The sequence below is a fragment of the Lentzea jiangxiensis genome (assembly GCF_900104175.1).
In the GTDB taxonomy this organism is placed as follows: domain Bacteria; phylum Actinomycetota; class Actinomycetes; order Mycobacteriales; family Pseudonocardiaceae; genus Lentzea; species Lentzea jiangxiensis.
The window spans coordinates 461890-484038 of sequence record NZ_FNIX01000002.1 but is presented as its reverse complement, the minus strand read 5'-3'; the positions used below and the strand labels follow the sequence as shown (position 1 = coordinate 484038).

The 22149-nt window shown below is 71.2% G+C and carries 24 protein-coding genes; 16 read left to right on the top strand and 8 right to left on the bottom strand.

The window, feature by feature from the left end:
• Window positions 1–155: 155 nt before the first annotated feature.
• The 5 genes from BLQ91_RS09805 (at window position 156) to BLQ91_RS09790 (ending at window position 3694) form a co-directional block, all read left to right on the top strand.
• On the top strand, window positions 156–827 hold the full coding sequence (locus tag BLQ91_RS09805; protein WP_090096406.1) for a response regulator: 672 nt from the start codon (window positions 156–158) through the stop codon (window positions 825–827).
• Window positions 824–2233 carry a sensor histidine kinase gene (locus BLQ91_RS09800; protein ID WP_090096405.1) on the top strand — a complete coding sequence of 470 codons (1410 nt, stop codon included), beginning with the start codon at window positions 824–826 and terminating at the stop codon, window positions 2231–2233. Before BLQ91_RS09805 ends, BLQ91_RS09800 begins: the two co-directional genes overlap by 4 nt.
• Window positions 2234–2344: 111 nt before the next feature.
• Window positions 2345–2470, top strand: coding sequence for a hypothetical protein (locus BLQ91_RS43320; protein ID WP_281199328.1), 126 nt, complete (start codon window positions 2345–2347; stop codon window positions 2468–2470).
• A 67-nt stretch (window positions 2471–2537) separates the two neighbouring features.
• A complete protein-coding gene (locus BLQ91_RS09795; RefSeq protein ID WP_090096404.1) occupies window positions 2538–3386 on the top strand; it encodes a hypothetical protein in 849 nt (282 codons plus the stop codon).
• Window positions 3383–3694, top strand: coding sequence for a winged helix-turn-helix domain-containing protein (locus tag BLQ91_RS09790; RefSeq protein ID WP_090096403.1), 312 nt, complete (start codon window positions 3383–3385; stop codon window positions 3692–3694). The genes BLQ91_RS09795 and BLQ91_RS09790 overlap by 4 nt, the downstream gene beginning before the upstream one ends.
• A 46-nt stretch (window positions 3695–3740) precedes the next feature.
• On the opposite strand, the gene BLQ91_RS09785 is transcribed toward BLQ91_RS09790, so the two are convergent.
• The 5 genes from BLQ91_RS09785 to BLQ91_RS09765 form a co-directional block, all read right to left on the bottom strand.
• On the bottom strand, window positions 3741–4655 hold the full coding sequence (locus tag BLQ91_RS09785; protein ID WP_090096402.1) for an endonuclease/exonuclease/phosphatase family protein: 915 nt from the start codon (window positions 4653–4655) through the stop codon (window positions 3741–3743).
• Between the two features lie 258 nt (window positions 4656–4913).
• Window positions 4914–5381, bottom strand: a complete 468-nt coding sequence (locus tag BLQ91_RS09780) for a YbaB/EbfC family nucleoid-associated protein (protein ID WP_090096401.1) — start codon at window positions 5379–5381, stop codon at window positions 4914–4916.
• On the bottom strand, window positions 5378–6328 hold the full coding sequence (locus BLQ91_RS09775; RefSeq protein WP_090096400.1) for a WXG100 family type VII secretion target: 951 nt from the start codon (window positions 6326–6328) through the stop codon (window positions 5378–5380). The genes BLQ91_RS09780 and BLQ91_RS09775 overlap by 4 nt, the downstream gene beginning before the upstream one ends.
• Window positions 6325–6633: a hypothetical protein gene (locus BLQ91_RS09770; RefSeq protein ID WP_090096399.1), complete on the bottom strand. Its 309-nt coding sequence runs from the start codon at window positions 6631–6633 to the stop codon at window positions 6325–6327. Before BLQ91_RS09770 ends, BLQ91_RS09775 begins: the two co-directional genes overlap by 4 nt.
• A 183-nt stretch (window positions 6634–6816) precedes the next feature.
• Window positions 6817–7077 carry a hypothetical protein gene (locus BLQ91_RS09765; RefSeq protein WP_090096398.1) on the bottom strand — a complete coding sequence of 87 codons (261 nt, stop codon included), beginning with the start codon at window positions 7075–7077 and terminating at the stop codon, window positions 6817–6819.
• 328 nt (window positions 7078–7405) lie between these two features.
• Here BLQ91_RS09765 and BLQ91_RS09760 point away from each other — a divergent pair, with 328 nt between their 5' ends.
• The 6 genes from BLQ91_RS09760 (at window position 7406) to BLQ91_RS09735 (ending at window position 12730) form a co-directional block, all read left to right on the top strand.
• A complete protein-coding gene (locus tag BLQ91_RS09760) occupies window positions 7406–8020 on the top strand; it encodes a dihydrofolate reductase family protein (protein ID WP_090096744.1) in 615 nt (204 codons plus the stop codon).
• A 21-nt stretch (window positions 8021–8041) separates the two neighbouring features.
• Window positions 8042–8365 carry a YciI family protein gene (locus BLQ91_RS09755; RefSeq protein WP_090096397.1) on the top strand — a complete coding sequence of 108 codons (324 nt, stop codon included), beginning with the start codon at window positions 8042–8044 and terminating at the stop codon, window positions 8363–8365.
• The gene (locus BLQ91_RS09750) at window positions 8362–9570 is read left to right on the top strand and encodes an RNA polymerase sigma factor (protein ID WP_245733306.1); all 1209 of its coding nucleotides are present in this window, start codon (window positions 8362–8364) and stop codon (window positions 9568–9570) included. The genes BLQ91_RS09755 and BLQ91_RS09750 overlap by 4 nt, the downstream gene beginning before the upstream one ends.
• Before the next feature lie 118 nt (window positions 9571–9688).
• Window positions 9689–10426, top strand: a complete 738-nt coding sequence (locus tag BLQ91_RS09745; RefSeq protein ID WP_090096396.1) for a D-Ala-D-Ala carboxypeptidase family metallohydrolase — start codon at window positions 9689–9691, stop codon at window positions 10424–10426.
• Between the two features lie 154 nt (window positions 10427–10580).
• The gene (locus BLQ91_RS09740; RefSeq protein ID WP_090096742.1) at window positions 10581–12065 is read left to right on the top strand and encodes a family 43 glycosylhydrolase; all 1485 of its coding nucleotides are present in this window, start codon (window positions 10581–10583) and stop codon (window positions 12063–12065) included.
• Between the two features lie 14 nt (window positions 12066–12079).
• Window positions 12080–12730: a uridine kinase family protein gene (locus tag BLQ91_RS09735; protein ID WP_218130210.1), complete on the top strand. Its 651-nt coding sequence runs from the start codon at window positions 12080–12082 to the stop codon at window positions 12728–12730.
• On the opposite strand, the gene BLQ91_RS09730 is transcribed toward BLQ91_RS09735, so the two are convergent.
• Window positions 12719–13120, bottom strand: a complete 402-nt coding sequence (locus BLQ91_RS09730) for a PGPGW domain-containing protein (protein ID WP_090096740.1) — start codon at window positions 13118–13120, stop codon at window positions 12719–12721. The two genes, BLQ91_RS09735 and BLQ91_RS09730, sit on opposite strands and share 12 nt — an antisense overlap.
• 142 nt (window positions 13121–13262) lie before the next feature.
• On the opposite strand from BLQ91_RS09730, the gene BLQ91_RS09725 reads away from it, so the two are divergent.
• The gene (locus BLQ91_RS09725) at window positions 13263–14687 is read left to right on the top strand and encodes an FAD-dependent monooxygenase (protein WP_090096739.1); all 1425 of its coding nucleotides are present in this window, start codon (window positions 13263–13265) and stop codon (window positions 14685–14687) included.
• Between the two features lie 138 nt (window positions 14688–14825).
• On the top strand, window positions 14826–16274 hold the full coding sequence (locus BLQ91_RS09720) for a hypothetical protein (protein ID WP_143022576.1): 1449 nt from the start codon (window positions 14826–14828) through the stop codon (window positions 16272–16274).
• 45 nt (window positions 16275–16319) lie between these two features.
• Here BLQ91_RS09720 and BLQ91_RS09715 read toward each other — a convergent pair whose 3' ends face one another.
• Together BLQ91_RS09715 and BLQ91_RS09710 are read right to left on the bottom strand one after the other, a co-directional pair.
• Window positions 16320–17126, bottom strand: a complete 807-nt coding sequence (locus tag BLQ91_RS09715; protein ID WP_090096394.1) for an SAM-dependent methyltransferase — start codon at window positions 17124–17126, stop codon at window positions 16320–16322.
• 121 nt (window positions 17127–17247) lie between these two features.
• Entirely contained in the window at window positions 17248–19242 is a 1995-nt protein-coding gene (locus tag BLQ91_RS09710; protein WP_245733305.1) for a 2Fe-2S iron-sulfur cluster-binding protein, read from the bottom strand.
• Window positions 19243–19348: 106 nt separating this feature from the next.
• Between BLQ91_RS09710 and BLQ91_RS09705 the strand changes: the two genes are divergently transcribed.
• The 3 genes from BLQ91_RS09705 (at window position 19349) to BLQ91_RS42540 (ending at window position 22139) form a co-directional block, all read left to right on the top strand.
• Window positions 19349–19963, top strand: a complete 615-nt coding sequence (locus tag BLQ91_RS09705; protein WP_090096392.1) for a TetR/AcrR family transcriptional regulator — start codon at window positions 19349–19351, stop codon at window positions 19961–19963.
• 331 nt (window positions 19964–20294) lie between these two features.
• Entirely contained in the window at window positions 20295–21635 is a 1341-nt protein-coding gene (locus BLQ91_RS09700; RefSeq protein ID WP_090096391.1) for a glycoside hydrolase family 10 protein, read from the top strand.
• 276 nt (window positions 21636–21911) lie between these two features.
• Window positions 21912–22139, top strand: coding sequence for a LuxR C-terminal-related transcriptional regulator (locus BLQ91_RS42540; RefSeq protein ID WP_245733304.1), 228 nt, complete (start codon window positions 21912–21914; stop codon window positions 22137–22139).
• Window positions 22140–22149: the final 10 nt, after the last annotated feature.

Here is a 22149-nt window from a genome sequence, read left to right as displayed (position 1 = left end):
CGCTTCCCCCCGGAGCGCGCCGCCACCTCCTCCCCCCGATCGTGGATCCCCCTTGTCCACGGTGCAGAGCCTGCCAGGGTGAACCTGAAGGGACGCTGAAAGATCCTGAACCGGATTTCAGGACGCGACCATGATCGATGCGGCACGCTGCCCCCATGCGCGTGCTCGTCGTGGAAGATGACCCCCGCCTCGCCGACCTGCTCACCCGCGGCCTGACCGCCGAAGGGTTCGCCGTCGACGTGGAGCGCACGGGCACCGACGGGCTGTGGCGGGCGCGCGAGCACCCGTACGACGTCATCGTCCTCGACATCATGCTGCCCGGCCTCAACGGCTACCGGGTCTGCCAGGAGCTGCGGGACGCGGGCGTGTGGACGCCGATCCTCATGCTCACGGCGAAGGACGGCGAGTTCGACGAGGCGGAGGGCCTCGACACCGGCGCGGACGACTACCTGACCAAGCCGTTCTCCTACGTGGTGCTCGTGGCGCGGCTGCGGGCGCTGGCGCGGCGGTCGCGCACCGCCCAGCCGGTGCTGCTGCGGGCCGGCGACCTGGTGCTCGACCCCGTCAGCCGCGAGTGCCACCGGGGGACCACGCGGATCGACCTGAAGGCGAAGGAGTTCTCGGTGCTGAACTTCCTGCTCCGGCACACCAACGAGGTCGTCACCAAGTCCGAGATCATCGACGGCGTGTGGGACTCGGCGCAGGACCCCGACCCCAACCTCGTCGAGGTCTACATCAGCGCTCTCCGCCGCAAGATCGACACCCCGTTCGACCGGCGGAGCATCACCACCGTGCGCGGTGTCGGCTACCGGCTGGTGGACCGGTGAGGTCGCTGCAGTTCAAGGTCACCGCGCTGGCCACGGTGATCACCGCGCTGCTGATCGCCCTCGCCGGGTCGCTGATGCTCGTGGCGCAGCGCGACCAGATCACCGCCCAGACCGCGGACAGCTCACGCCGGCACTACATGTGCTCGATCGTGGTCTGCGTCCCGCTGCACACGCGGACGCCAGTGCCCACGCCCGTGTCGCCCGTCCACTACGCGAGCACCGAGATACGGCCGAAGCTGTCGCTGTGGCCGCTCTCCGACCCGGCCGGGACCCCGTACCAGGTGGCCGGGGAGGGACCGGACCCCGTCGCCGAGACCGCCCGGTCGATCGCGGCGCAGGCCCAGGACGAACTGAACCGCGCCACGCTGACCCTGCTCAGCGTGCTCGCCTCCGTCACCGCCCTGGTGTCGATCACGGTGCTGGCCACGACCGTGCGGGTCCTGCGGCCGGTGGAGGTGATGCGCGCCGAACTGGCCGAGATCAACGAGCACAACCTCACCCGCCGCGTCCCGGTGCCGTCCGCCGACAACGAGATCGCCCGCCTCGGCGCCACGCTCAACGAGACCCTCGACCGGGTCCACCGCGGGGTCGAGGACACGCGCAGGTTCGTCGCGGACGCCTCGCACGAGCTGCGCAGCCCGCTGGCCGCGCTCCGGGCCGAGCTGGAGATCGCGCTGTCGCACCCGCACATGGCGGACTGGCCCACGGTCGTCAAGGCCGCGCTGGAGGACGCCGAACGGCTGCAGGAGCTGACCACCGACCTGTTGCTGCTGGCCAGGCTGGACGCCGACGCCCTCGACAAGCAGGACACCGTCGACCTCAGCGCCGTCGTGGCACGCGAGGTCTCCCGCCGGGCCATGGTCACCCTGGAGGCCGACGAGCACGTGCTCGTCCCCGGCCGGCCCGCCCAGCTGTCCCGCCTGCTCGGCAACCTGCTGGACAACGCCGAACGCCACGCCGGCACCGCGGTGGTCGTGCGGCTGCGCGGCGGGACCACGGCGACGCTCGAGGTCATCGACGACGGCCCCGGCATCCCCGAGGCCGACCGCGAACGCGTCTTCGACCGCTTCACCCGGCTCGACGAGGCCCGCACCCGTGCGGCGGGCGGCGCGGGCCTCGGGCTCGCGATCGCCCGGCGCATCGCCACCCGGCACCAGGGCACGCTGGAGGCCACCGACGCCGAGGGGTTCCGCGGCATCCGTTTCGTGGCAACGATCCCGACCGGCATCCCCCAGCAGCGCAAGGCCGCCGTCCTCGCGCAGCAGCGCGTCGGCGATGAGGTGTGGCAGTTCCTCAACGGCTCGATCGTCCCGGCGCACGGCCACGTCCCCGAACCACGCCCGGCGCCTGCGCCGGAACTGGACTGGGATCTCATCTTCGGCGAGCACCAGCCGGTGTCCACCTGACGTCGGCCGGCGTTCCCCGTCCCTCGTCCTGGTAGTGCTGCGACCGGCACAGCCGTCCTGCGGGTGCCCCTCCGACGAGGTTTGGTTTTGATCAACACTGAAATGATAGTGATGAGCGCATCAGTTCCAGCGCCACCTGGAAGGGCGACCGTCGCGGAGGCACTGCGCGACCACATGGCCGCCAGCGCGGAGACCGCGCTCGCCTCCCTCGCCGAAGGGGTCGCCGGCAACGACTGAGGCCGCCTCCGGGTTGACGCATCACGTTTGCAGTGCAAACCTGATGGCAAAACAGTCAACTTGGGGGATGACGATGGCAGACGATCCGGCGGAACTGCTCGACGAACTGGCGGGGCTGCGCAGGCGGGCGCGCGACGACCGGCACGGGTACTGGTTCCCGTTGCTGCTTCTCGGAGTCCTGTCGCTCGGCGCGATCCCGCTCACGCGGCCCGATCCGAACCCGACCGACCACATGACGCAGGGCGATCCGTGGAGCTTCCTCAACCCGTTGGTCCATCTCGGGCCGAGGTCTCAACTTGAGGTGCTGCACCCGTTGCCGCTCTCGCTGTACTGGCTCGCGGTCCTGGTCGTCGGAGTGGTCGCCACCGTCTGGTGGTACCAGTGGCGGGCCCGGCGGGTCGGGGTGGAGACCCCGACCCGCACGTACGTCCTCGCCGCGGTGTTCGGCATGGTCGCCGTGCTGTTCGGGCTGCCGCTGAGCCTCACGCTGTTCTACGAGTACAGCCCGGTCTACCCGACCCCGCTCGTGGTCGCGATCGCGATGGCGCTGCTGCTGGTGCCGGCCGTGTTCGCCCTGCGCGCCCGGCACCGCAGGCCGCTGTTCGTCCCGGTGGGCCTGCTGCTGCTGTCGATGTCGTTGTCGTTGCTGCAGGTGCCCGACGTCGACGTCGACCTCGGGATGGGCGGCATGGCGCAGTTCACGGTGATGGCGTTCGGGCTCGCGACCCTGGCGTGGCTCGAACGCAGCGTGCTGTGCGCCGTGATCACGGCCGTGTTCACGGCGACGGTGCTGATCGTCAACAATTCAGCCGTGACACTCCCCGCGCTGGGCTTCGCCCAGGACGTCCTGCTCCCCGCGACGGTGCTCGTGCTCGGCGGCCTGGGTGCGCTCGCCGCGCGCCGGGGCGCCGCATGAGCGAGCACCCCACAGCGGCGCTGGACGACGTCGTCCACCAGCGCCACCGGCTGGGCATCCTCACCATCGCGGACGAGGCCGGGAAGGTGGAGTTCGGGTACCTGAAGTCCACCCTGGGCCTCACCGCGGGCAACCTGTCGCGGCACATCGCGGTGCTGGAGGAGGCCGGGCTGCTCGTGGTGGAGAAGGGGTACGAGGGCAAGCGCCCGAGGACCTGGGTGAGCATCACGGCCGCGGGACGCACCGCGCTGGCCGAGGAGATGTCCGCGTTGCGCGCACTGCTGGACCGCCACGGCAAACGCGGGTGAACCGGGGGCGGGCGTGTCAGTCCGAAGTGGACTGGCACGCCCCGGGTCACGGCTTGGTCAGCCGCACCAGCCAGCCGTCGTGGTCGGTGTGGACCAAGCCGTGCTTCGAGGTGCTGACGAACGCGTTGTCGCTGGAGAACACCACGTGCTGCACGTCGCCGTCACCCTTGCGGACGTGACCGGGCGGGACGCAGTTCTGCGCGTTCTCCGGGTCGGACGTGTCGTACTCCAGGTTGAAGTCGCCGCCCACGACCGTCTTCCCGCTCAGGCCCTCGGCGGACCGGATGTCCGGGACCACGTCGAACAGCAGCGCCCGGCACTGGGCCAGCGCGACCGGTTCGCTGCTCGCCGAGAGGTGCGTCGCGCAGCTCAGGTGGTCCCCCACGGCGTACGCGCAGGCGAACGTGCGCTGCTCGTTGCCGCTGTCCTGGCTGGTGTAGCGGCCGGTCCACGCCCGCACGCCCCGGTGGCTCGCCGCCGCCACGCGACCGACTACGGCGTTGCCGTAGTCCTGGCCGTTGGCGCACTTCACCGGCGTGCCGGTGTCGCGCCGGACGGCCGGGGCGAACACCTGGTAGACCGCGTCGCCCGGCCACGCCGACACCATCGCCGGGACCAGGTGCGCGGGCAGGTCGCCGGAGCAGATCTCGTTGAGCGTCACGAGGTTCGGGCGCACCTGACGGATGAGGTCCGCCGCCTCGGGGACCGCCCGGCCCTGCGAGTAGCAGCCGGCGATCCCGCTGTTGCACAGGTTCAGCTGGAGCTCCCAGAACCGTTCGGCGGCCGTGCTCACCGCCTCCCCCGTCGGCGCGACCACCACCGGCGTCGCCGGGAGGTACTCGACCGAGCCGGTCGCCGCTCGTGCCGGCACAGCTGCCGTCGAGGACACCGCCACGAACGTCGCCAGGACGGCCGCCGCCCTCCTGATCGCGCGTGCCGATCGGCGTTCGTTCCGCACCACTCGCCCCTCCCGATGGTCGCGTCACCGGCCCCCGATCCTGGCAGTGATCGCGACCTGGAGGCGAGTCATCCGGTGAGCGCGGACCGCCGTCGCCTACTCCGCGATCAACGGCATCTGCCCCTCCCTGCACGCCAAGCGCCACCCGATTGCGACCAGGGCGTGAGACGTTCCGACTTCCCACAGCGGAACCGGGGCGGGCGATGACGGAGTCGATCGTGACCGTGCCGTTCGGCGCTGCTCCGGACGGCACGGTCGTGTTCACCAGCCCTGGTCCTTCATGACCGGGCCGCCGAACTCCTCGTCCTCCTCCACCGGCCGCCGTCGCACCGGCGCCGGTGCGGGCGCGGGCGGGGCGACGGACACCTCCGGCAGCAGCAAGGGCATGTGCTTCACCAGTCCCTCGTTCTCCAGCCTCGTGTACGCCTGCCGCACCCCGGCCCGTGCCGAGGACGCGGCCTGTTGCGCGACCTGGAGAACCGCCGCCGCGAGACGGCGCGGGTTCTGCTGCAGCGCGGCGGGTGTGAGCACGAGAGCGGTCAGCATGCCGCCCGCGTCGACGGTGGCGCGCACCGAACCGTCCGGGGTGGACGCTTCCCCCGTGGAGGCGAGAGCGCTCTCCCTCGTGGACCGCAAGGCCTCCAGCCTCCGGCGTGCGCGGTCCGACAGGAAGGAGGCCTGTTCGACGAGCTGGCCTGCCTGACCCGCCAGCGATCCCGGGTCGGTCATCGCGGCACCTGCTCTTCGTAGCGGTCCCGGACGCGTTCCTTGCCTCCCGAGTCGACCGTCTTCTCGTCGTAGGGACCGTCCGCCTTGGCTTGCGGCTCCTCGACCAGCTCACCGCCGGGCGCGGGGCGCCGGTGGCCGCCCTGCAGGTGCGGCGGCAGGCCGAAGGCGCCGGGGTCGAAGCTGGGCGCGGTGATGACGCTCGGCCGCTCTGGGCGCACCTTCTTGAGCTTCGCGCCCGTCACGTACGTGCAGAGGTTGTCGAGGGCGTCCTCGAGCTTGTCGCGTTCGACGTCGACGCCGCGGACGATCTGGTGGCCCTGCTCGATCATGCTCTTGATGACGTCGACCTCGTTGTCGGCGCCGAGCTGTTCCATCTTCACGCCGATCGATCCCGTCAGCCCGGCCAGGATGACACCGGTGAGCGACCCGCTCGCCGCGCTGAGCAGGCCGACGAACGCCGTTGCCACCGCGAGCTCGATCTTCTCCTGGCTCTGAGCGGCCGCGTCGTAGGCAGTCAGCGTTCGCGCGACCAGGCCGTTGACGTCTTCGCGGAGCTTGGTCATGAGCCGCTCGGCGCCCTCGATGATGAGCTTCAACGCCTCCAAGCAGAAGAAGTACTGCTCCGCGGCGGACGCGATGTCGTTCATGTAGATCTTGAAGTCGGAGGCCGCCTCGCCCTCCCACTCGGCGAGGAGGATGTTCACCTCGCCGGCGTCTTTGGTGTAGACGTCCATGAGGTTGTCGAGCGCGTTCTTGACGTGCTTCGCCATCGCCTGGACTTCCAGGATCTGCCCAGACGCGAAGACACCGAACAACGGCGCGATGCGTGGTCCGTGTTCGCGGTATTCGCCGTACCGCCCGTCCTCGAGCGCGGCGTTCTCGAGCATCTCGGTGAACCTGCCGCTGAGCTCCATCATGCTGCGCTTCCAGTCGCCGTCGGCGCTCATGCCTGACCGTCCGCTTCGCGGTAGCGGTGCGCGATCTCCCGCACGGCCTGCGCGGCGAGGACGAGGTTGTCGCGGTTGTCCTCCAGCACCTGCTGCATGAAGTCGGCCGTCTCCCGAAACTCACGTCCGAGGCGGCTGAACAGGTGGTACACGCACTGATCGGCCGTGTCGAACGCCTTGAACTCGATTTCCACCGCGGAGGTCAGGCTGCGTCGCGTCGCCTCCATCCCACCCGCCATCCGTTGCTCCAGAACGGTCGCGGCCTTGTCCAGGTTCTCGAGCTGGGTGGTGAAGCCGTCCCCCATGTGCCTCCCCCTTCGTCGTGGTCGGGGCGCCACGGTATTGGCGGAGCGAGATCACTTGCGGAGATTCGTGGAGAAGGCGGCACTTCGACGGAAGAAATGGCAGAGAGGGCGCAGTGCACGGTCGATTCAGCCACCGTGTGAAGACGCCGTGCGGATTGGCGGAAATCTGGGCATGCGCCACGTTCACGATCGCGACGACGGCGCGATCAGCCGGAACCGGTTGTCCTCCGAGCGCACGAGTTCCAGGCGCGGTGGCGCTCCTCTGGGCCACGGCGCAAGGCCGGGGGTCAGCAGCCACTGACCGATCGCGGTGCTGCGCAACTCGGTGCACTTCCGCCAGAACGACTTCGTCACGGGCACCTTCACGAAATCACCGGATCCGAGGGCGACTTCCACGCACGACCAGGCCGGCTCGAAGTACAGGTCCCGGTCCGTCGAAGACATCCGCACGCCGTAGCCGGCCCCGGACGGTAGCGGTGATCCGTTGCTCCAACCTCTTGCCCGCATCAGCAGCCTCCCGCGATCCGAAAGCTCGATCCTGCGCGCGCTTGCCGCCGGCCAGATCATGGGACCACGTCCGGTGTTCCCGAGGACCGGGTGCTCGGAACGCCGGCGTTTCTCGCTGGCCACCTCTCGCAGCATCCCTGCGTCGTTCCCGAGAGAGTTCATCGAAGAAATCCCGGAGGCGATGTCGGATCGGGCCGGCCGCGTTCGTAGCAAGGGTGAGGCCGTCCACGAGCGGACGGCACCCGGACAGGAAGAGCACCCGATCATGAAGCTGACGACCACCACGCAGATCACCCTCGACGGTGTGGTGCAGGGCAACGGCGGCGCGACCGACGAGGACCGCGCGAACGGGTTCGACCGCGGCGGCTGGGCCCTCGGGAAGGGCGACGCCGACACGCACGCGTTCATCAAGGAGACCTACGCACGCGCCGACGCGTTCCTGTTCGGGCGGCGGACCTACGACCTGTTCGCCGCGTCGTGGGGAGCCATGACCGAACAGGACTCCGGGGAGTGGGAGCCCGTGCGGCGGGCGTTGCACGCGCGACCCAAGTACGTGGTGTCCAAGACGCTCGGCAGCGCGCAATGGGCGGGGACCACCGTGCTGTCCGACGCGCACGCCATCGCGGGGCTCGAGGAGGAGCGCGGCGGCGAGCTGCAGGTGCACGGCAGTGGCACGCTGGTCCGGTGGCTGCTGGCGAACGGGCTGGTCGACGAGATGACGTTGATCGTGGTCCCGGTCGTCGTCGGTCAGGGCGCTCGGCTGTTCCCGGACAACGGGCCGGACCTCGCGCTCGACCTCGTGGAGTCGCGCGTCGACTCGAAGGGCGTGATGACGCAGGTGTACCGGCCCGCCGGACGGCCGCGGTACGCGGGCCGCTGAAGCACAGGAGAGGATCGTTCGATGCAGTACCTGTTCTCCGTGGTCGACGACGGCACGGGCATCACCGGCCCCGAGGTGGACGCCGCGATCGACGTGTTCAACGACCGGTTGCGGGCCGGGGGCCACTGGGTGTTCGCGGGCGGGCTGGCCTCGCCCGACGCGGCCACCGTCGTCGACAACCGGGACGGCGCGGCGCTGGTCACCGACGGGCCGTTCCTCGAGTCGAAGGAGTACCTCGCCGGCTTCTGGGTCGTCGAGGCGCCCGACCTCGACGTGGCGCTGGCGCTCGCCTCCGCGGGGTCGCGCAGCTGCCACCGCAAGGTCGAGGTCCGGCCATTTCGGTGACCGAGGCGGTCACCCGCGCCCACCGCGACGAGTGGGCGCGGGTGGTTTCCGCGCTCACCCGGCGGTTCGGTGACCTCGACGTCGCCGAGGAGGCGGCCGCCGAGGCGTTCGCGACCGCCGTCGAACGGTGGCCGGCCGACGGCGTGCCGCCCAACCCCGGCGCCTGGCTGACCACGACCGCTCAGCGCAAGGCCGTCGACCGGCTCCGGCGGGAGGCCAAGCGCGACGACAAGCACCGGGAGGCACTCGTGGTGCACGAGCCGCAGCCGACCGGCGCCGACGGCGCCATCGATGACGACCGGCTCCGGCTCCTCTTCACGTGCTGCCACCCGGCACTGGCGGTGCAGGCGCGGGTGGCGCTGACGTTGCGCCTCGTCGGCGGGCTGACCGTGCCCGAGATCGCGCGCGCGTTCCTGGTGGCGGAAAGCGCCGTGGGACAGCGGATCACGCGTGCGAAGGCCAAGATCAAGGCGGCGCGCGTCCCGTACCGGGTGCCGTCGGCCGAGGACCTGCCCGCCCGCGTGTCGAGCGTGCTCACCGTCCTCTTCCTGGTGTTCAACGAGGGCTACCTCGCCACCGGCACCGGCCCCGTGCGGCCGGACCTGACCGCCGAGGCGATCCGGCTGACCCGGCTGCTCCACGCGTTGCTGCCGCACGACGGCGAGGTGACCGGGTTGCTGGCGCTGATGCTCCTCACCGAGGCCCGCCGCCCGGCCCGCGTCGCCGGGGACGAGCTGGTCCCGCTGGACGAACAGGACCGCGGCGCCTGGGACCACGCGTTGATCGCCGAGGGGCACGCGCTGGTGCGGGAACGGCTCGCCGCCGGGGTGGCTCCCGGTCGCTACCAGGTCCTCGCCGCGATCAACGCCGTGCACACCTCGGCCCGCCACATGCACGACACCGACTGGTCGCAGGTCCTCGCGCTCTACGACCTGCTCGTCCGCATCGACCCCTCCCCCGTGGTCGCGCTCAACCGGGCCGTCGCGGTGGCCGAGCTGGACGGGCCGGAGGTCGCGCTGGCCGTCGTCGACCGCCTGGAGCCGGAACTGGCCGGCTATCACGCGTTCCACGCCACGCGTGCCGACCTGCTGCGCCGCCTGGGACGCAGAGCGGAGTCCCGGGCGGCCTACGACCGGGCCGTCGAGCTGACGGGCAACACGGCGGAGATCGCGTGCCTGGTCCGGCGCCGCGACCAGCGGGCGTGACAGGGCCATCCAGGTGGTTCCTCTTCGTCGAACTCAGAGTTCATTTGGTGGCTCGTTGACAGATCCGGCGCGGACTCGAAAAGCTGCACCTCCCTGTGATCGAAAGGTGCCGCTTGTCATGAAACTCCGCTTCCTCTTACCGGTCGTCGCCCTGCTCTCCGCCGTCGTCGTCACCCCCGTCGCGGCAGCACAGGCGGACCCGGTGACGGCCGCCGACGCCTGCTACACCTGGGGACGCACCCTGTCGGAAGGCGCGTCGGGCGAGGACGTGCGCCAGCTGCAGATCCGGGTGGCGGGCTACCCGGGCTACGGCGCCGTGCTCGGCATCGACGGCCAGTTCGGGCCCGCCACGAAGGCCGCCGTCACGCGGTTCCAGCAGGCCTACGGCCTCGGCGCGGACGGCATCGCCGGTTCGGCGACTTTCTCGAAGCTCTACGCCTTGCAGGACGACGACTGCACGCCGGTCAACTTCTCCTACGACGAGCTGAACAACTGCAACTCCGACTGGTCCGGCGGCAACGTCTCCGCCGCGACCGCCCGCGCCAACGCCCTGGTGTCGATGTGGAAGCTGCAGGCCATGCGGCACGCCATGGGCGACCGCCCGATCGACGTCAACGGCGGTTTCCGCAGCGTCTCCTGCAACAACGCCGTCGGCGGCGCGGCCGGCAGCCGCCACCTCTACGGCGACGCCGTCGACCTGGGCGCCGGTGCCCAGGGCTTCTGCGCGCTGGCACGGCAGGCCCGCAACCACGGCTTCAACGAGATCCTCGGCCCGGGCTACACCGGCCACAACGACCACGTGCACGTCGCGCACAAGTCGTCCCGCTTCTGGTCCGCCCCGAGCTGCGGCATCTGACGCCGGAGCACCCACGACGCGGTGGCCGGCGGCGTGCCGGCCACCGCGTTGTCGTTCCCCGGCCTGGACAGCACCGCACGGCGGGTGTTTGGATCGATGCGCAGCGTGGTTACAACGTTGTAAACCTGTCCGACCCTGCAGATTGGACAAGACGTTGACGTCAAGGCTGATCAGCGCCGCTCTGGCCGCCCTGCTGCTCGGCGGTGTGCCCGCGGTGGCCTCCTCCGCGGCCGCCGTGCCCGACTTCTCGACGGCGGAGGCCGGCAACCCCTTCGTGGACGGGTGGTACGCCGACCCCGATGTGGCCGTGTACGACGGCAGGTACTGGGTCTTCCCCACCTCGTCCCGTCCCTACGACGAGCAGACCTACCTCGACGCCTTCTCCTCGACCGACCTCGTCAACTGGACCAAGCACCCCGACGTCCTGACCAAGGCGGACGTCTCGTGGGCACGCCGGGCCGTGTGGGCACCCGCACCCGTGCAGCGCAACGGCAAGTACTACCTGTACTTCGGCGCGAACGACATCCAGAGCAACTCCGAGCTCGGCGGCATCGGCGTCGCGGTCGCCGACCGGCCGGAGGGCCCGTATCGGGACGCGATCGGCAAGCCGCTGATCAGCCAGTTCGTCAACGGGGCGCAGCCGATCGACCAGGACGTCTTCATCGACACCGACGGCCAGGCGTACATGTACTACGGCGGCTGGGGCCATGCCAACGTCGTCAAGCTCAACGCGGACATGACGAGCCTCGGCCAGTTCCCGGACGGCAGCACGTACAAGGAGATCACCCCGGCGAACTTCACCGAGGGTGCGCAGATGTTCAAGCGCGACGGCAAGTACTACTTCATGTGGTCCGAGGACGGCTGGACCGGCCCGAACTACGCGGTGTCCTACGCGATCTCCGACTCTCCCACCGGCCCGTTCACCAAGATCAGCCGGGTGCTCGCCCAGGACGCCGCCGTGGCACGGGGTTCCGGCCACAACTCCGTGCTCAACGTGCCGGGCACCGACATCTGGTACATCGTCTACCACCGCAGGCCGTTGAGCCGCACCGGCGCCAACGACCGGCAGCTCGCCTACGACCGCATGACGTTCAACGCCGACGGCACGATCCAGCCGGTCACCATGCGGGTGCAGGACGACTTCGACGACCGCAACGCCCTCGGCTGGACCACGCACGGCGGCACCTGGTCGGCGAGCACCGGCCGTTACGAGACCGGTCACTCCTTCGGCGGGAAGTCGTTGCTGGACACGAACTTCTCCGACTTCGTGCAGGACGCCACCGTGATCCCGAGGTCCGCCGCCGGGGACAGCGGCGTCGTGTTCCGCGCGACGGCCGCGGGCACGGGAACGGACGCCTACCGCGGCTACTACGCGGGCATCACCGGCAGCGGCCGGGTCGTGCTCGGCAAGGCGGACGGCAGCTGGACTCAGCTGGCGTCGGCGCCGATGACCGTGCGGCCGAACGCCCGGCACCGCCTGCGGGTCGAGGCGATCGGCTCGTCGATCAAGGTCTACGCCGGTGACCTGACGACGCCCAGGATCTCCGTGACGGACACCAGCTTCACCAGCGGTGCCAACGGTGTCCGCGTCTTCAACACCGGTGCGGCGTTCGACGACATCGCGGTCGCCCACCGCTGACGGAGGGAGGTGACGTGCGGCTGCACCCCGGGGAGACCGAGGCGACGGGCTGGCGGGTCGAGCGGCTGTCCGACGTGGCCGCCCGGCTGCGCCCGCCCGGCGTGGAGGGACGTCCGGTGCTCATCGCCGTCGACGGGCGCGGTGGCGCCGGGAAGTCCACCCTCGTGCGGCGGCTGCGGTCGGTCGTCACCTCGTCCGCGGTGGTGCACACCGACGACATCGCGTGGAACCAGGCGTTCTTCGACTGGGCGGACCTGCTGGCGGACAACGTGCTGCGGCCGCTGCACCGGGGCGAGGCGGTGCGGTTCCGGCCGCCCGCCTGGGCCGCGCACGGCCGGCCCGGCGCGATCGGCGTCCCCGCGGGCCTGGACGTCGTGTGGGTGGAGGGCACGGGGGTCGTCCGCGAGGCGCTCGCTCCGTGGTTCGACGCCGCTGTTTGGGTGCAGGGCGACCTGGACGAGCAGGAACGGCGGTTGGTGACGCGGGACGGCGACTCCCCCGAACAACGGCGGCACGTCGCCGGGTGGCTGGCCGAGGAACTGCCGTTCCTGCTCCGCGAGCAGCCCTGGCGCAGGGCGACGCTCGTGGTGGACGGCACGGCGCGGCTGCGGCACGAGCCCGCCACCGAGGTCGTCGTCGGTGATCCGGACCGGTCAGCCGCGTGACCTCGCGGTGCCCCGCCGCGCACGGACCTTGCGGTAGCTCCACCCCAGCAGGCCCAGCAGCACCAGCCCGGACAGGATGAGGCTCGTGCCGGTGCTCCACCCCGCCAGGGGCACCCACTCGACGACTCCCCACACCACGCCCACCGCGATCAGCCCCAGGCCCGCCGCCACGGAGAAGGCGATGCGCAGCGGCGTGGAGACGCTGTCCTCCGCCGCCTTCATCGCGCGGTCGCGAACCGGGTCGACGTAGCGCTCCAGCTTCGGGAACTCCGACGCGAGCGTGACCAGGCCGGCGAGCACGAGCAGCAGACCGGGGCCGGGCAGCACGAGCAGCGCGATCCCCACGAGGAGCAGCACTGTTCCGAGCACGACCACGCCCACGCGTTTCACGGTGACCTCCTCCGTCGTGTCCAGGATCTCCGGTGCGGCCCGGGCCCGCACGTCAGACCCGCAAATCGGTTGCGACCGGTCACCGGGCTGCCGAACAATCGGCCGCCGCGATCAAGTGGAACTCTGTGCGAACGGGTGGTTCATGTTCGATGTGATCATTGCCGGGTGCGGGCCGACGGGTGCGGTGCTCGCGTCCGAGCTGCGGCTGCACGACGTGCGGGTGCTCGTCCTGGAGAAAGAGCCCGAGCCCACGTCGTCGTTCGTGCGCGTGGTGAGCCTCCACGTGCGCAGCCTCGAGGTCCTGGCGATGCGCGGCCTGCTGGACCGCTTCCTGGAACACGGGAGGCGGCGGCCGGCCGCCGGTCTCTTCGCCGCCATCCCGGCACCGGCGCCCGAAGGCCTCGACTCCGAGCACGACCACCTGCTCGGCATCCCGCAGCCGGTCGTCGAGCGCCTGCTCGAGGAACACGCGCTCGCCCTGGGCGCGGAGGTCCGGCGCGGTGGCGCGGTCACCGGTGTCGAGCAGGACGACGAGGGCGTCACGGTCACGCTGGCGGGCGGTGAGCGGCTGCGGTCGCGCTACCTCGTCGGGTGCGACGGCGCGCGCAGCACTGTGCGGAAGCTGCTCGGTGTCGGCTTCCCCGGCGAACCCTCGCGCAACGACACGCTGATGGGCGAGATGGCCGCGAGCGCGGCGCCGGAGGAGATCGCCGCCCGAGTCGCCGAGGTCCGCCGGACGAGCGGGGTGTTCTCCTTCGGGCCGTTCGGCGAGGGGATCTACCGGGTCGTCGTCCCCTGCGCGGCGGTCAGCGAGGACCGCGCGGAACCGCCCACCGTCGACGACTTCCGCCGGGAGCTGCGGGCCGTCGCCGGAACGGACTTCGGGGTCCACTCGCCGCGCTGGCTGTCCCGCTTCGGCGACGCCACGAGGCTGGCCGACCGGTACCGGGTCGGACGGGTGCTGCTGGCGGGCGACGCGGCGCACGTCCACCCGCCCGCCGGTGGCCAGGGCCTCAACCTCGGCCTGCAGGACGCCGTCAACCTCGGCTGGAAGCTCGCCGCGCAGGTCCGCGGGTGGGCGCCCGCGACGCTGCTCGACACCTACCACGCCGAACGCCACCCGGTCGCCGCGGACGTCCTCGACAACACCCGCGCCCAGGTGGCGCTGCACTCCCCCGAACCCGGCGCGCGGGCGCTGCGGCGGCTGGTCACCGAACTGGTCGGCTTCGAGGAGGTCAACCGGCACCTGACCGAGAAGATCACCGGGCTCGGGATCCGCTACGACCTGGGCTCCGGCCACGACCTGGTCGGCCGCAGGATGCCGGACGTCGCCCTGGAGGAGGGCCGGCTCCACGAGCGGCTGCGCGCGGGCCGCGGCCTGGTGCTCGACCGGACCGGACGGCTGGCGGCGGGAGCCTGGCGGAACCGCGTGGACCTCGTCACCGATCCCGCCGCGGAGCTGGACCTCCCGGCCGTCCTGGTGCGACCCGACGGGTACGTGGCCTGGGCCGGTGAGCTCCAGCAGGACCTCGACGACCACCTCGCCCGCTGGTTCGGCGCGGCGTAGGCGGGGTGCCTCCCGTTGGCCCCGCGCCGTTGGTGCGGATGATCGAATTCGCGCGGGGAGCCATCCCCGGTGCCGTGGCGCGCGTTTCTGCCCATGAGGGGCCGCGCCGGAGCGGCCCACGGACACTGGGGTTCTTCCTTGCGCGCATTGATGATCGGTGCGGCGGTCCTGCTGACCGCCGCGCTGGCACCGGGTTCCGCCCACGCGGCACCACCGTCCAACGACGACTTCGCCGACGCCACGGCGGTCACCTCACTGCCGTTTGCGTCCACTGTGGACACTCGTGGGGCCACCACGGGCAGCGACGACCCTTCGCACTGCTGGTGGGGCACCAGCAGCGTCTGGTACCGCTACACCGCGCCCGCCGACGGGTTCGTCAAGGTGTCGACCGACCGGCCCGACGGTGAGAAGCCCGCCGTCTCCGCCTACACGGGCGAACGCGGCGCGCTGACGTGGGTCACGGACGCCTGCCAGGCCCCGCACGGCGGCGGCTCCACCACCTTCGCCGTCACCGCCGGCACCACCTACCACTTCCTGGTGCAGGACACGACGTTCGCCGGGCCTGTGACGCTCGGGCTGGAGCTCGTGCCGAGAGCGGCGAACGACGACTTCGCGTCGGCCGCCGACCTGCCGCTGAACACCGACGTCCCCGGTGACCCGAGCCCTTCCACGCTCGAGCCGGGTGAGCCGAAGCCCGCGTGCCAGTACCCCTCCACGCGGTCTGTGTGGTACCGCCACACCGCGGGCGGCAGCGGGTTCCTCGCGGCAAAGGTCACCCAGCCCAGCAGCGGCGCGGCCGTCGCCGCCTTCCGCGGCACCGCACTCGGTTCGCTGTCCGAAGTGGACTGCCGGCACACCTCGCACGACCTGGTGGTCTTCGCCGTCACGCCCGGCGAGACCTACTACGTCCGGGTCTCGGACGACGTCTACGGCTCGGCGCCGCTGACGGTGCGGCTGGAGGAAGCGCCGCAGGTCAAGCCCTTCGCGTCGTGGGTGCTGCCGCAGCAGCCCGGCGTCTTCGACCAGGTCCGCTTCGGCATCGACCCCGGCGACCCGGCCGGCCGCTGGCTCTCGGGTGGCGAGGTCCGCTTCGGTGACGGCACGTCGGCGCCGATCCCCGCGGTTCCCGGCCAGGCCGAGGTGTCGCACCGCTACGCCGCCGACGGCGAGTACGAGCTCACGATCACCGGGTACACGGCGGACGGCCGCACCGGCACCACGACCCAAAAGGTGAAGATCGAGACGCACGACGTCACGGTGTCGAACGTCGTCGCCCCCGCCTCCGCGAAGGTCGGCGAGACCGGCCAGGTCGTGGTGTCGGTGACCAACACCCGTTACGACGAGGCCGTGGTCGTGGAGCTGCTGCGCCGCAGGGCGGACGGCTACCACACCGTCGTCGGCACGGCCCGGCGGACCGTGGCGAAGGACGGCACGGAGGTCGTGTCGTTCCCCTACACCTACTCCGCGGATGACGCGGCGCTGGGCAAGGCGACGCTCAAGGCGCGGGTGCGCCTCGACGGCCGGGACGACAACAACCCCACCGACAACGAGCGCGTGGCGGAGACGACCGTGGTCGTGGCGCGGTAGTGGCAGGAGCCGGGCACCGTCCGCACAGGACGGTGCCCGGACCGGTCAGGGCTTGCGGCCGACCGCCGCGAGACCGGTGAAGCGCTCGGGGTTGTCGTCGACGTCCTCGGGCGACAGGGGCCGCCACTGCGGGAAGAACACGATTCCCGGCTCGACGACGTCGAAGTCCGCCAGCAGCGCGGCGACCTGCGACTTGGACCTCATGGTCATCGGGGTCGCCGTGCGGCGGTAGAGGTCCTGGTGGGAGTCCGCCTGCCCCGGCTGGCCGTCCTGGCTCGCGTGGGACAGCACCAGGCAGGAGCCGGGCGCCATCACCTCGCGGTACCGGGTGATGATGCCCGCCGGGTCGTCGCTGTCCGGCACGAAGTGCAGCACCGCGACCATCATGACCGCGACCGGCTCGTCGAAGTCGAGCAGCGACCGCACCGCCGGGTGGTCCAGGACCTGGTCCGGCTGGCGCAGGTCGGCCTGGACGACGGCCGTGCGGTCGTTGCCGCGCAGGATGTTCTCGCTGTACGCGGCGGCGACGGGGTCGTTGTCGACGTAGACGATCCTGGCGTCGGGCGCCAGGTTCTGCGCCACCTCGTGCACGTTGCCCACCGTGGGGATGCCGGAGCCCAGGTCGAGGAACTGGCGGATGCCGGCGTCGACGCAGAACTGCACAGCGCGCCGCAGGAACGCCCGGTTCGCCTGCATGATCTGCGGCAGGTCCGGCCACAGCCCGATCGCCCGTTCGGCCATCTCCCTGTCCACGGCGAAGTTGTGCGCGCCACCCAGGTAGTAGTCGTACACGCGCGCCGCGCTCGGGCGGGTCAGGTCCACCCCGCCCGGAGCAGCAGTCTCGTCCGTCATCCACGCCCCCAACGTTGATCGCAGCCGTGCGGCGCACGCTACCCGCTGCCGCGAAAAGATCAACCCGGGCCGTGGCCCCCGAGCTCCGCCGGACCGGGGACCCGGGCGAACTGGACGAGGGCTACACCTCCAGCGTCACGTCCGTCAGCGGTGCACTCGTGCAGGTGAGCACACGGCCGTCGTCCGTCTGCCGGGAGACCTGTCCTCTGAGCAGCTTCACCGCGCACTCCCGGCAACTGCCGACCGTGCAGCTGTAGGGCATCGGCAGGCCCGCGGCGAGGCCGGCGTCGAGCAGCGTCTGGCCCGGTTCGACCACCGCCGTGCCGACGGCGCGGCCACCGCTCTCGACGTGCACCCGTTGCGGGGTGGCGGCTCCCACCGGGGTCGAGGCGGAGGTCGAGGAGCTGGCGTAGCTCTCGGCGTGGACGTGGTCGTCCGGGACGCCGAGCTGCTCCAGCGTCCGCCGCAGGGCCTCCGTGAGGGGCTCGGGACCGCAGAGGTAGAACCGGGCGGCCGGCCCGAGCGCGAGCTCTCGCGTCCAGCTCCGGAAACGAGGGCCGTCGAGGCGTCCGTCGCGGGACGTCAGCACGTGCGTGACCGAGAGCCGATCGGGGTGCTTCTCCCCCAGTGCGGCGAGCTCGGCGGCGAAGATCACGTCCTCGGCGGTCCGGTTGCTGTAGAGCAGGGCGATCCGGTCGCCGCCCGGTCCGGCGAGCAGGGTGCGGATCACGCTCATCACCGGCGTGATGCCGCTGCCCGCCGCGACCAGCACGACGTCGTGGCCGGTCCCCACCCGGAAGTCACCGGACGGGCCGCGCACGCCCAGCCGGTCGCCGGGCCGCAGCGAGCGGACGTGCGTGGAGAACCGGCCGGTCTGCTTGACCGTGACCTCCAGGCGCGTGCCACCCGGTGCGCAGGACGCCGAGTACGGCCTGCGCACCTGCTCGCCGTCGATGTCGGTCACCAGCGTGAAGAACTGGCCGGGCCGGAAGTCGAACTGCCTGCCGTCCTCCAGCACCAGCGTCACGGCGCTCGGCGTCTCGTGCCGCACCTCGACGACGCGCACCTCCCGCACCGGATCGGCTTGCGGTGCGGTCGCGCGGACTTCGAGAGGGGCGACCTCGTAGCCCTCCTTGCGCAGGCCCGAGCGGTAGGCGAGGTTCATCAACGCCCGCAGCCACCGCGCCGGCACCCGTTCCGCGATCCCGAGCAGCGCGGAGCGCCCCTTCGGGGAGTTCGCGGCGAGGTGCCGGCTCGCGAGGGCCATCAGGTCCGGGACCTCCCCGCGGGCGGCCGGGTTCCACAGCCGGGAGCGCGTCACCGCGTCGTTCGCGGTCAGCTCGGCGGCCTCGACGTCGATCAGCAAGGCGGCGTGCGGCGGGATGCCGCGCAGCGACAACGGTTCCAGCACGGCCGGGTCCGCGGTGATCGTCGCCCGGCCGCGGACGTGCAGCACGCCGTTGCGCCCCGGTACGAGCGCCGCGAACGAGATCCTGTTGTCGCTCAGGAGGTTGTGGAGCGTGTCCGCCCGCCGGTTGCCCCGGCGGTCCGCGAGGACGAGTGTGCGGCCGTCGACGATCCGCGCCACCTGCCGCTGGTCGCCGCGCGGGCTCGTGTCGCTCCCGCCCGAGGAGTCCCAGGTGGACAGCACGAGGAACGGTGCGGCGGCGACGAAGTCCGCGACGCCGGGCGCCGCGAGCGGGCCGTCCTCCACCTCCGGGGCGGGCGGCGCCACCGCGGGCGCCTGCCACAACCCCGACCGCAGCACGGCCTGGGCGCAGTGCACGTACACCTCCTCGACGTCGAAACCGCCTCGGCGCACGACACCGTTGACCCGCAACGTCTCCCCCGTTCCCGGCAGGAGGAAGACCAGCGACGCCGGGCCGTCGGCGGCCCCGTCGAGCGGGAAGGAGATCCGCGTCGGCGAGTGCACGCGCACGAAACCCTTTGCGCCACCGACGAACGTGGTCCTGCTCGTGCCCGCGGAGTCCCGGTGGCCGAAGCCGGCGATCGGACTGCGGGCGAGGACGTCGAGGCAGCCGTCGTCGAGCGCGGAGAGCTGCTTCAGCATGATCATCGACGCCGGGCGCCCGACGACGGCTTCGACCTCCTCCACGGTACCGAGCCGGTGTGTCACATCATTTTCGCAGCTCATGGCACTATTATGAGCTTTTGCTCATGTTCTGGGTACTCGCTTTCGCCCCGCACTCGGAAAGGACGCCATGCCGTCGTCGAACCGCGATGTCGAGCCACGTCGCAAGCCCCGGCAGGTGCGCGCGGAGCTGACCCGCGACCGCATCCTGACCGCGGCTGCTCACGTTTTCTCCGAGCACGGGTACGCCGCGGGCACCACCAACCGCATCGCCGAGCAGGCCCGCGTGTCGATCGGGTCGCTGTACCAGTACTTCCCGAACAAGGACGCGATCCTCGCCGAGCTGATGGTCCGCCACATCGACCGCGGCACCTGGACGCGGGCCGACCGGCTCGACTTCTCCCCGGGCTCGCTGGAGTCGGTCGTGCGGGCGCTGGTCCGCGACGCGATCGACAACCACCGCGACGACCCGCGGTTGCTGCGGATCATGATCGAGGAGGGCCAGCTCTCCGCGGAGCTGCGCGAGACGATCACCCGGCACGGCGAGCAGCGCATCGCCGAGGTCCGCGCCGTGTTCGCCCGCCACCCGGACGTGCGCGTGCGGGACCTCGACGCGGCGGTCGACCTCGTCGTCTTCACCGTGGAGCTGAACACGCACCGCCTGGCGGCGTTCGAGCGGCCCGTCGACAAGATCGAGGAGGAGCTCGTCGACATGGTGACCCGCTACCTCGCCGGTCCCTCCTGAGAGGACGGGCCGCGAATCACGGCAATTCTCGGCCCGGAAGTTTTCGAAACATTCACAACCACCGCGTCGAACGGCCGGACACCGATCGACCCGCCGACTTGCGCGTTCGACGGTGATTCGACTCCGGTTCGCCCGTTCCCGATCCCCTCCGACGGGAGACCAGCCGGGTGAACAGGCCTTGATCGGGCCGAGCACGTCTGCTGATACTGCTGGAGACCTGAGTCGAGCGGAGTGCGGATTTGGCGCGATCCGCCCGCTCGAACCGGGTTCTCCTCGCCCGAAAACCGTTTCCACCCGCATTTTCGCGGGTGCTCTCCAGAAAGCGCCGAAAATGACGCTGACAGCGAAGTCAGTTGCACGAGCATCGCTCGTGTCGACCCTGGTCGCCGCGACCGTGGGCGCCGCGGTCCTCGCGGCCTCGCCCGCCAGTGGTGCCGCCTCCACCCTCGCCGCCGCCGCTCAGCAGAGCGGCCGGTACTTCGGCACCGCCGTCGCGGCGAACAAGCTCGGTGACTCCACCTACGTCGGGATCCTCAACCGTGAGTTCGACATGGTCACGGCCGAGAACGAGATGAAGATGGACGCGACCGAGCCGAACCAGAACCAGTTCAGCTACGGCAACGCGGACCGGATCGTGAACCAGGCCCGAGGTCAGGGCAAGCGCATCCGCGGTCACGCGCTGGCGTGGCACTCGCAGCAGCCGGGCTGGATGCAGAACATGTCCGGCACGGCGTTGCGCAACGCGATGCTGAACCACGTCACCCAGGTCGCCACGTACTACCGCGGCAAGATCTACGCCTGGGACGTCGTGAACGAGGCCTTCGCCGACGGCAACAGCGGCGGACGTCGTGACTCGAACCTCCAGCGCACCGGCAACGACTGGATCGAGGCGGCGTTCCGCGCCGCCCGTGCGGCCGACCCCGGGGCCAAGCTCTGCTACAACGACTACAACACCGACAACTGGTCGCACGCCAAGACCCAGGGCGTCTACCGGATGGTGCAGGACTTCAAGTCCCGCGGTGTGCCGATCGACTGCGTCGGCTTCCAGGCCCACTTCAACAGCGGCAACCCCGTTCCGTCCAACTACCACACCACCCTGCAGAACTTCGCCGCCCTCGGCGTCGACGTGCAGATCACCGAGCTCGACATCGAGGGCTCCGGCAACACGCAGGCCCAGCAGTACCAGGGCGTCACGCAGGCGTGCCTCTCGGTCCCGCGGTGCACCGGCATCACGGTGTGGGGCATCCGCGACACCGACTCGTGGCGTGCCTCGGGCACCCCGCTGCTGTTCGACGGCAGCGGCAACAAGAAGGCCGCGTACAACTCGGTCCTCAACGTCCTGAACAGCGGCACCGGCACCACGCCGCCCACCACGACGACGACCACGTCCAGCAACCCCGGCGGCGGGGGCTGCACCGCGACGTACTCCGAGGGCGAGAAGTGGAATGACCGCTTCAACGGCAACGTCACCGTCACGGGCACGGACAACTGGGTCGTCACGGTCACCGTCAGCTCGCCGCAGCGGATCATCGCGACCTGGAACACCAGCGCGACCTGGTCGTCGGCGAACGTCATGACCGCACGGCCCAACGGCAGCGGCAACACGTTCGGGTTCACCATCCAGCACGGCGGCAACTGGAACTGGCCGAGCATCTCCTGCCAGGCCGCGTGATCGGGGGCGGGAGGGCCCCGGCTCCCGTCGGGACCCTCCCGCACCGGGCAGGGCATCGCGGCTGACGGCGGTGGCCGCGATGCCCGCAGCCTCAGCGCGCAAAGGCGTTGCGGCACTGGGCGGCGCCGTGGCAGTGGCAAGCACTGCCACGGCGTCGTGCCGCTACCGGCACCGTCCGGCCCAATCCTGCGACTCGACCGCACCACCCTCCCGCGGCTCGAACCGCTCTCCTGCCCGCGCTCGTGTTCCGAGCGCCCCGGCAGCCGTCAGGTCACGGTGGTCACCACGACCGCCGTGACCGCGGCGGTGGTCCTCTGGACCGCGGCGGCGACCGCCGTGGTCACGTCGGCCGAGGTCGCCACCCAGCTGTTCATCGGCAAGCGCACGGTCGACGCGCACCTGCGCGCGATCTTCCGCAAGCTCGGCGTGGCCTCGCGCCGTCAGCTCAAGGACCACCCCGGCCTCCTCGGCGACGACCGGACGGGTTCGTCATTCGGCCGTTGAGGGGGTGACC

What these genes read in the sequence shown, in the direction of transcription:
- BLQ91_RS09705 (WP_090096392.1), top strand. Translation starts at nt 19,349, where the DNA reads ATGCCGTCGTCGAACCGCGATGTCGAGCCACGTCGCAAGCCCCGGCAG.
- BLQ91_RS09755 (WP_090096397.1), top strand. Translation starts at nt 8,042, where the DNA reads ATGCAGTACCTGTTCTCCGTGGTCGACGACGGCACGGGCATCACCGGC.
- BLQ91_RS09770 (WP_090096399.1), bottom strand. Translation starts at nt 6,633, where the DNA reads ATGGGGGACGGCTTCACCACCCAGCTCGAGAACCTGGACAAGGCCGCG.
- BLQ91_RS09715 (WP_090096394.1), bottom strand. Translation starts at nt 17,126, where the DNA reads ATGACGGACGAGACTGCTGCTCCGGGCGGGGTGGACCTGACCCGCCCG.
- BLQ91_RS09780 (WP_090096401.1), bottom strand. Translation starts at nt 5,381, where the DNA reads ATGACCGACCCGGGATCGCTGGCGGGTCAGGCAGGCCAGCTCGTCGAA.
- BLQ91_RS09745 (WP_090096396.1), top strand. Translation starts at nt 9,689, where the DNA reads ATGAAACTCCGCTTCCTCTTACCGGTCGTCGCCCTGCTCTCCGCCGTC.
- BLQ91_RS09775 (WP_090096400.1), bottom strand. Translation starts at nt 6,328, where the DNA reads ATGAGCGCCGACGGCGACTGGAAGCGCAGCATGATGGAGCTCAGCGGC.
- BLQ91_RS43320 (WP_281199328.1), top strand. Translation starts at nt 2,345, where the DNA reads ATGAGCGCATCAGTTCCAGCGCCACCTGGAAGGGCGACCGTCGCGGAG.
- BLQ91_RS09805 (WP_090096406.1), top strand. Translation starts at nt 156, where the DNA reads ATGCGCGTGCTCGTCGTGGAAGATGACCCCCGCCTCGCCGACCTGCTC.
- BLQ91_RS09790 (WP_090096403.1), top strand. Translation starts at nt 3,383, where the DNA reads ATGAGCGAGCACCCCACAGCGGCGCTGGACGACGTCGTCCACCAGCGC.
- BLQ91_RS09765 (WP_090096398.1), bottom strand. Translation starts at nt 7,077, where the DNA reads ATGTCTTCGACGGACCGGGACCTGTACTTCGAGCCGGCCTGGTCGTGC.
- BLQ91_RS09760 (WP_090096744.1), top strand. Translation starts at nt 7,406, where the DNA reads ATGAAGCTGACGACCACCACGCAGATCACCCTCGACGGTGTGGTGCAG.
- BLQ91_RS09725 (WP_090096739.1), top strand. Translation starts at nt 13,263, where the DNA reads ATGTTCGATGTGATCATTGCCGGGTGCGGGCCGACGGGTGCGGTGCTC.
- BLQ91_RS09700 (WP_090096391.1), top strand. Translation starts at nt 20,295, where the DNA reads ATGACGCTGACAGCGAAGTCAGTTGCACGAGCATCGCTCGTGTCGACC.
- BLQ91_RS09795 (WP_090096404.1), top strand. Translation starts at nt 2,538, where the DNA reads ATGACGATGGCAGACGATCCGGCGGAACTGCTCGACGAACTGGCGGGG.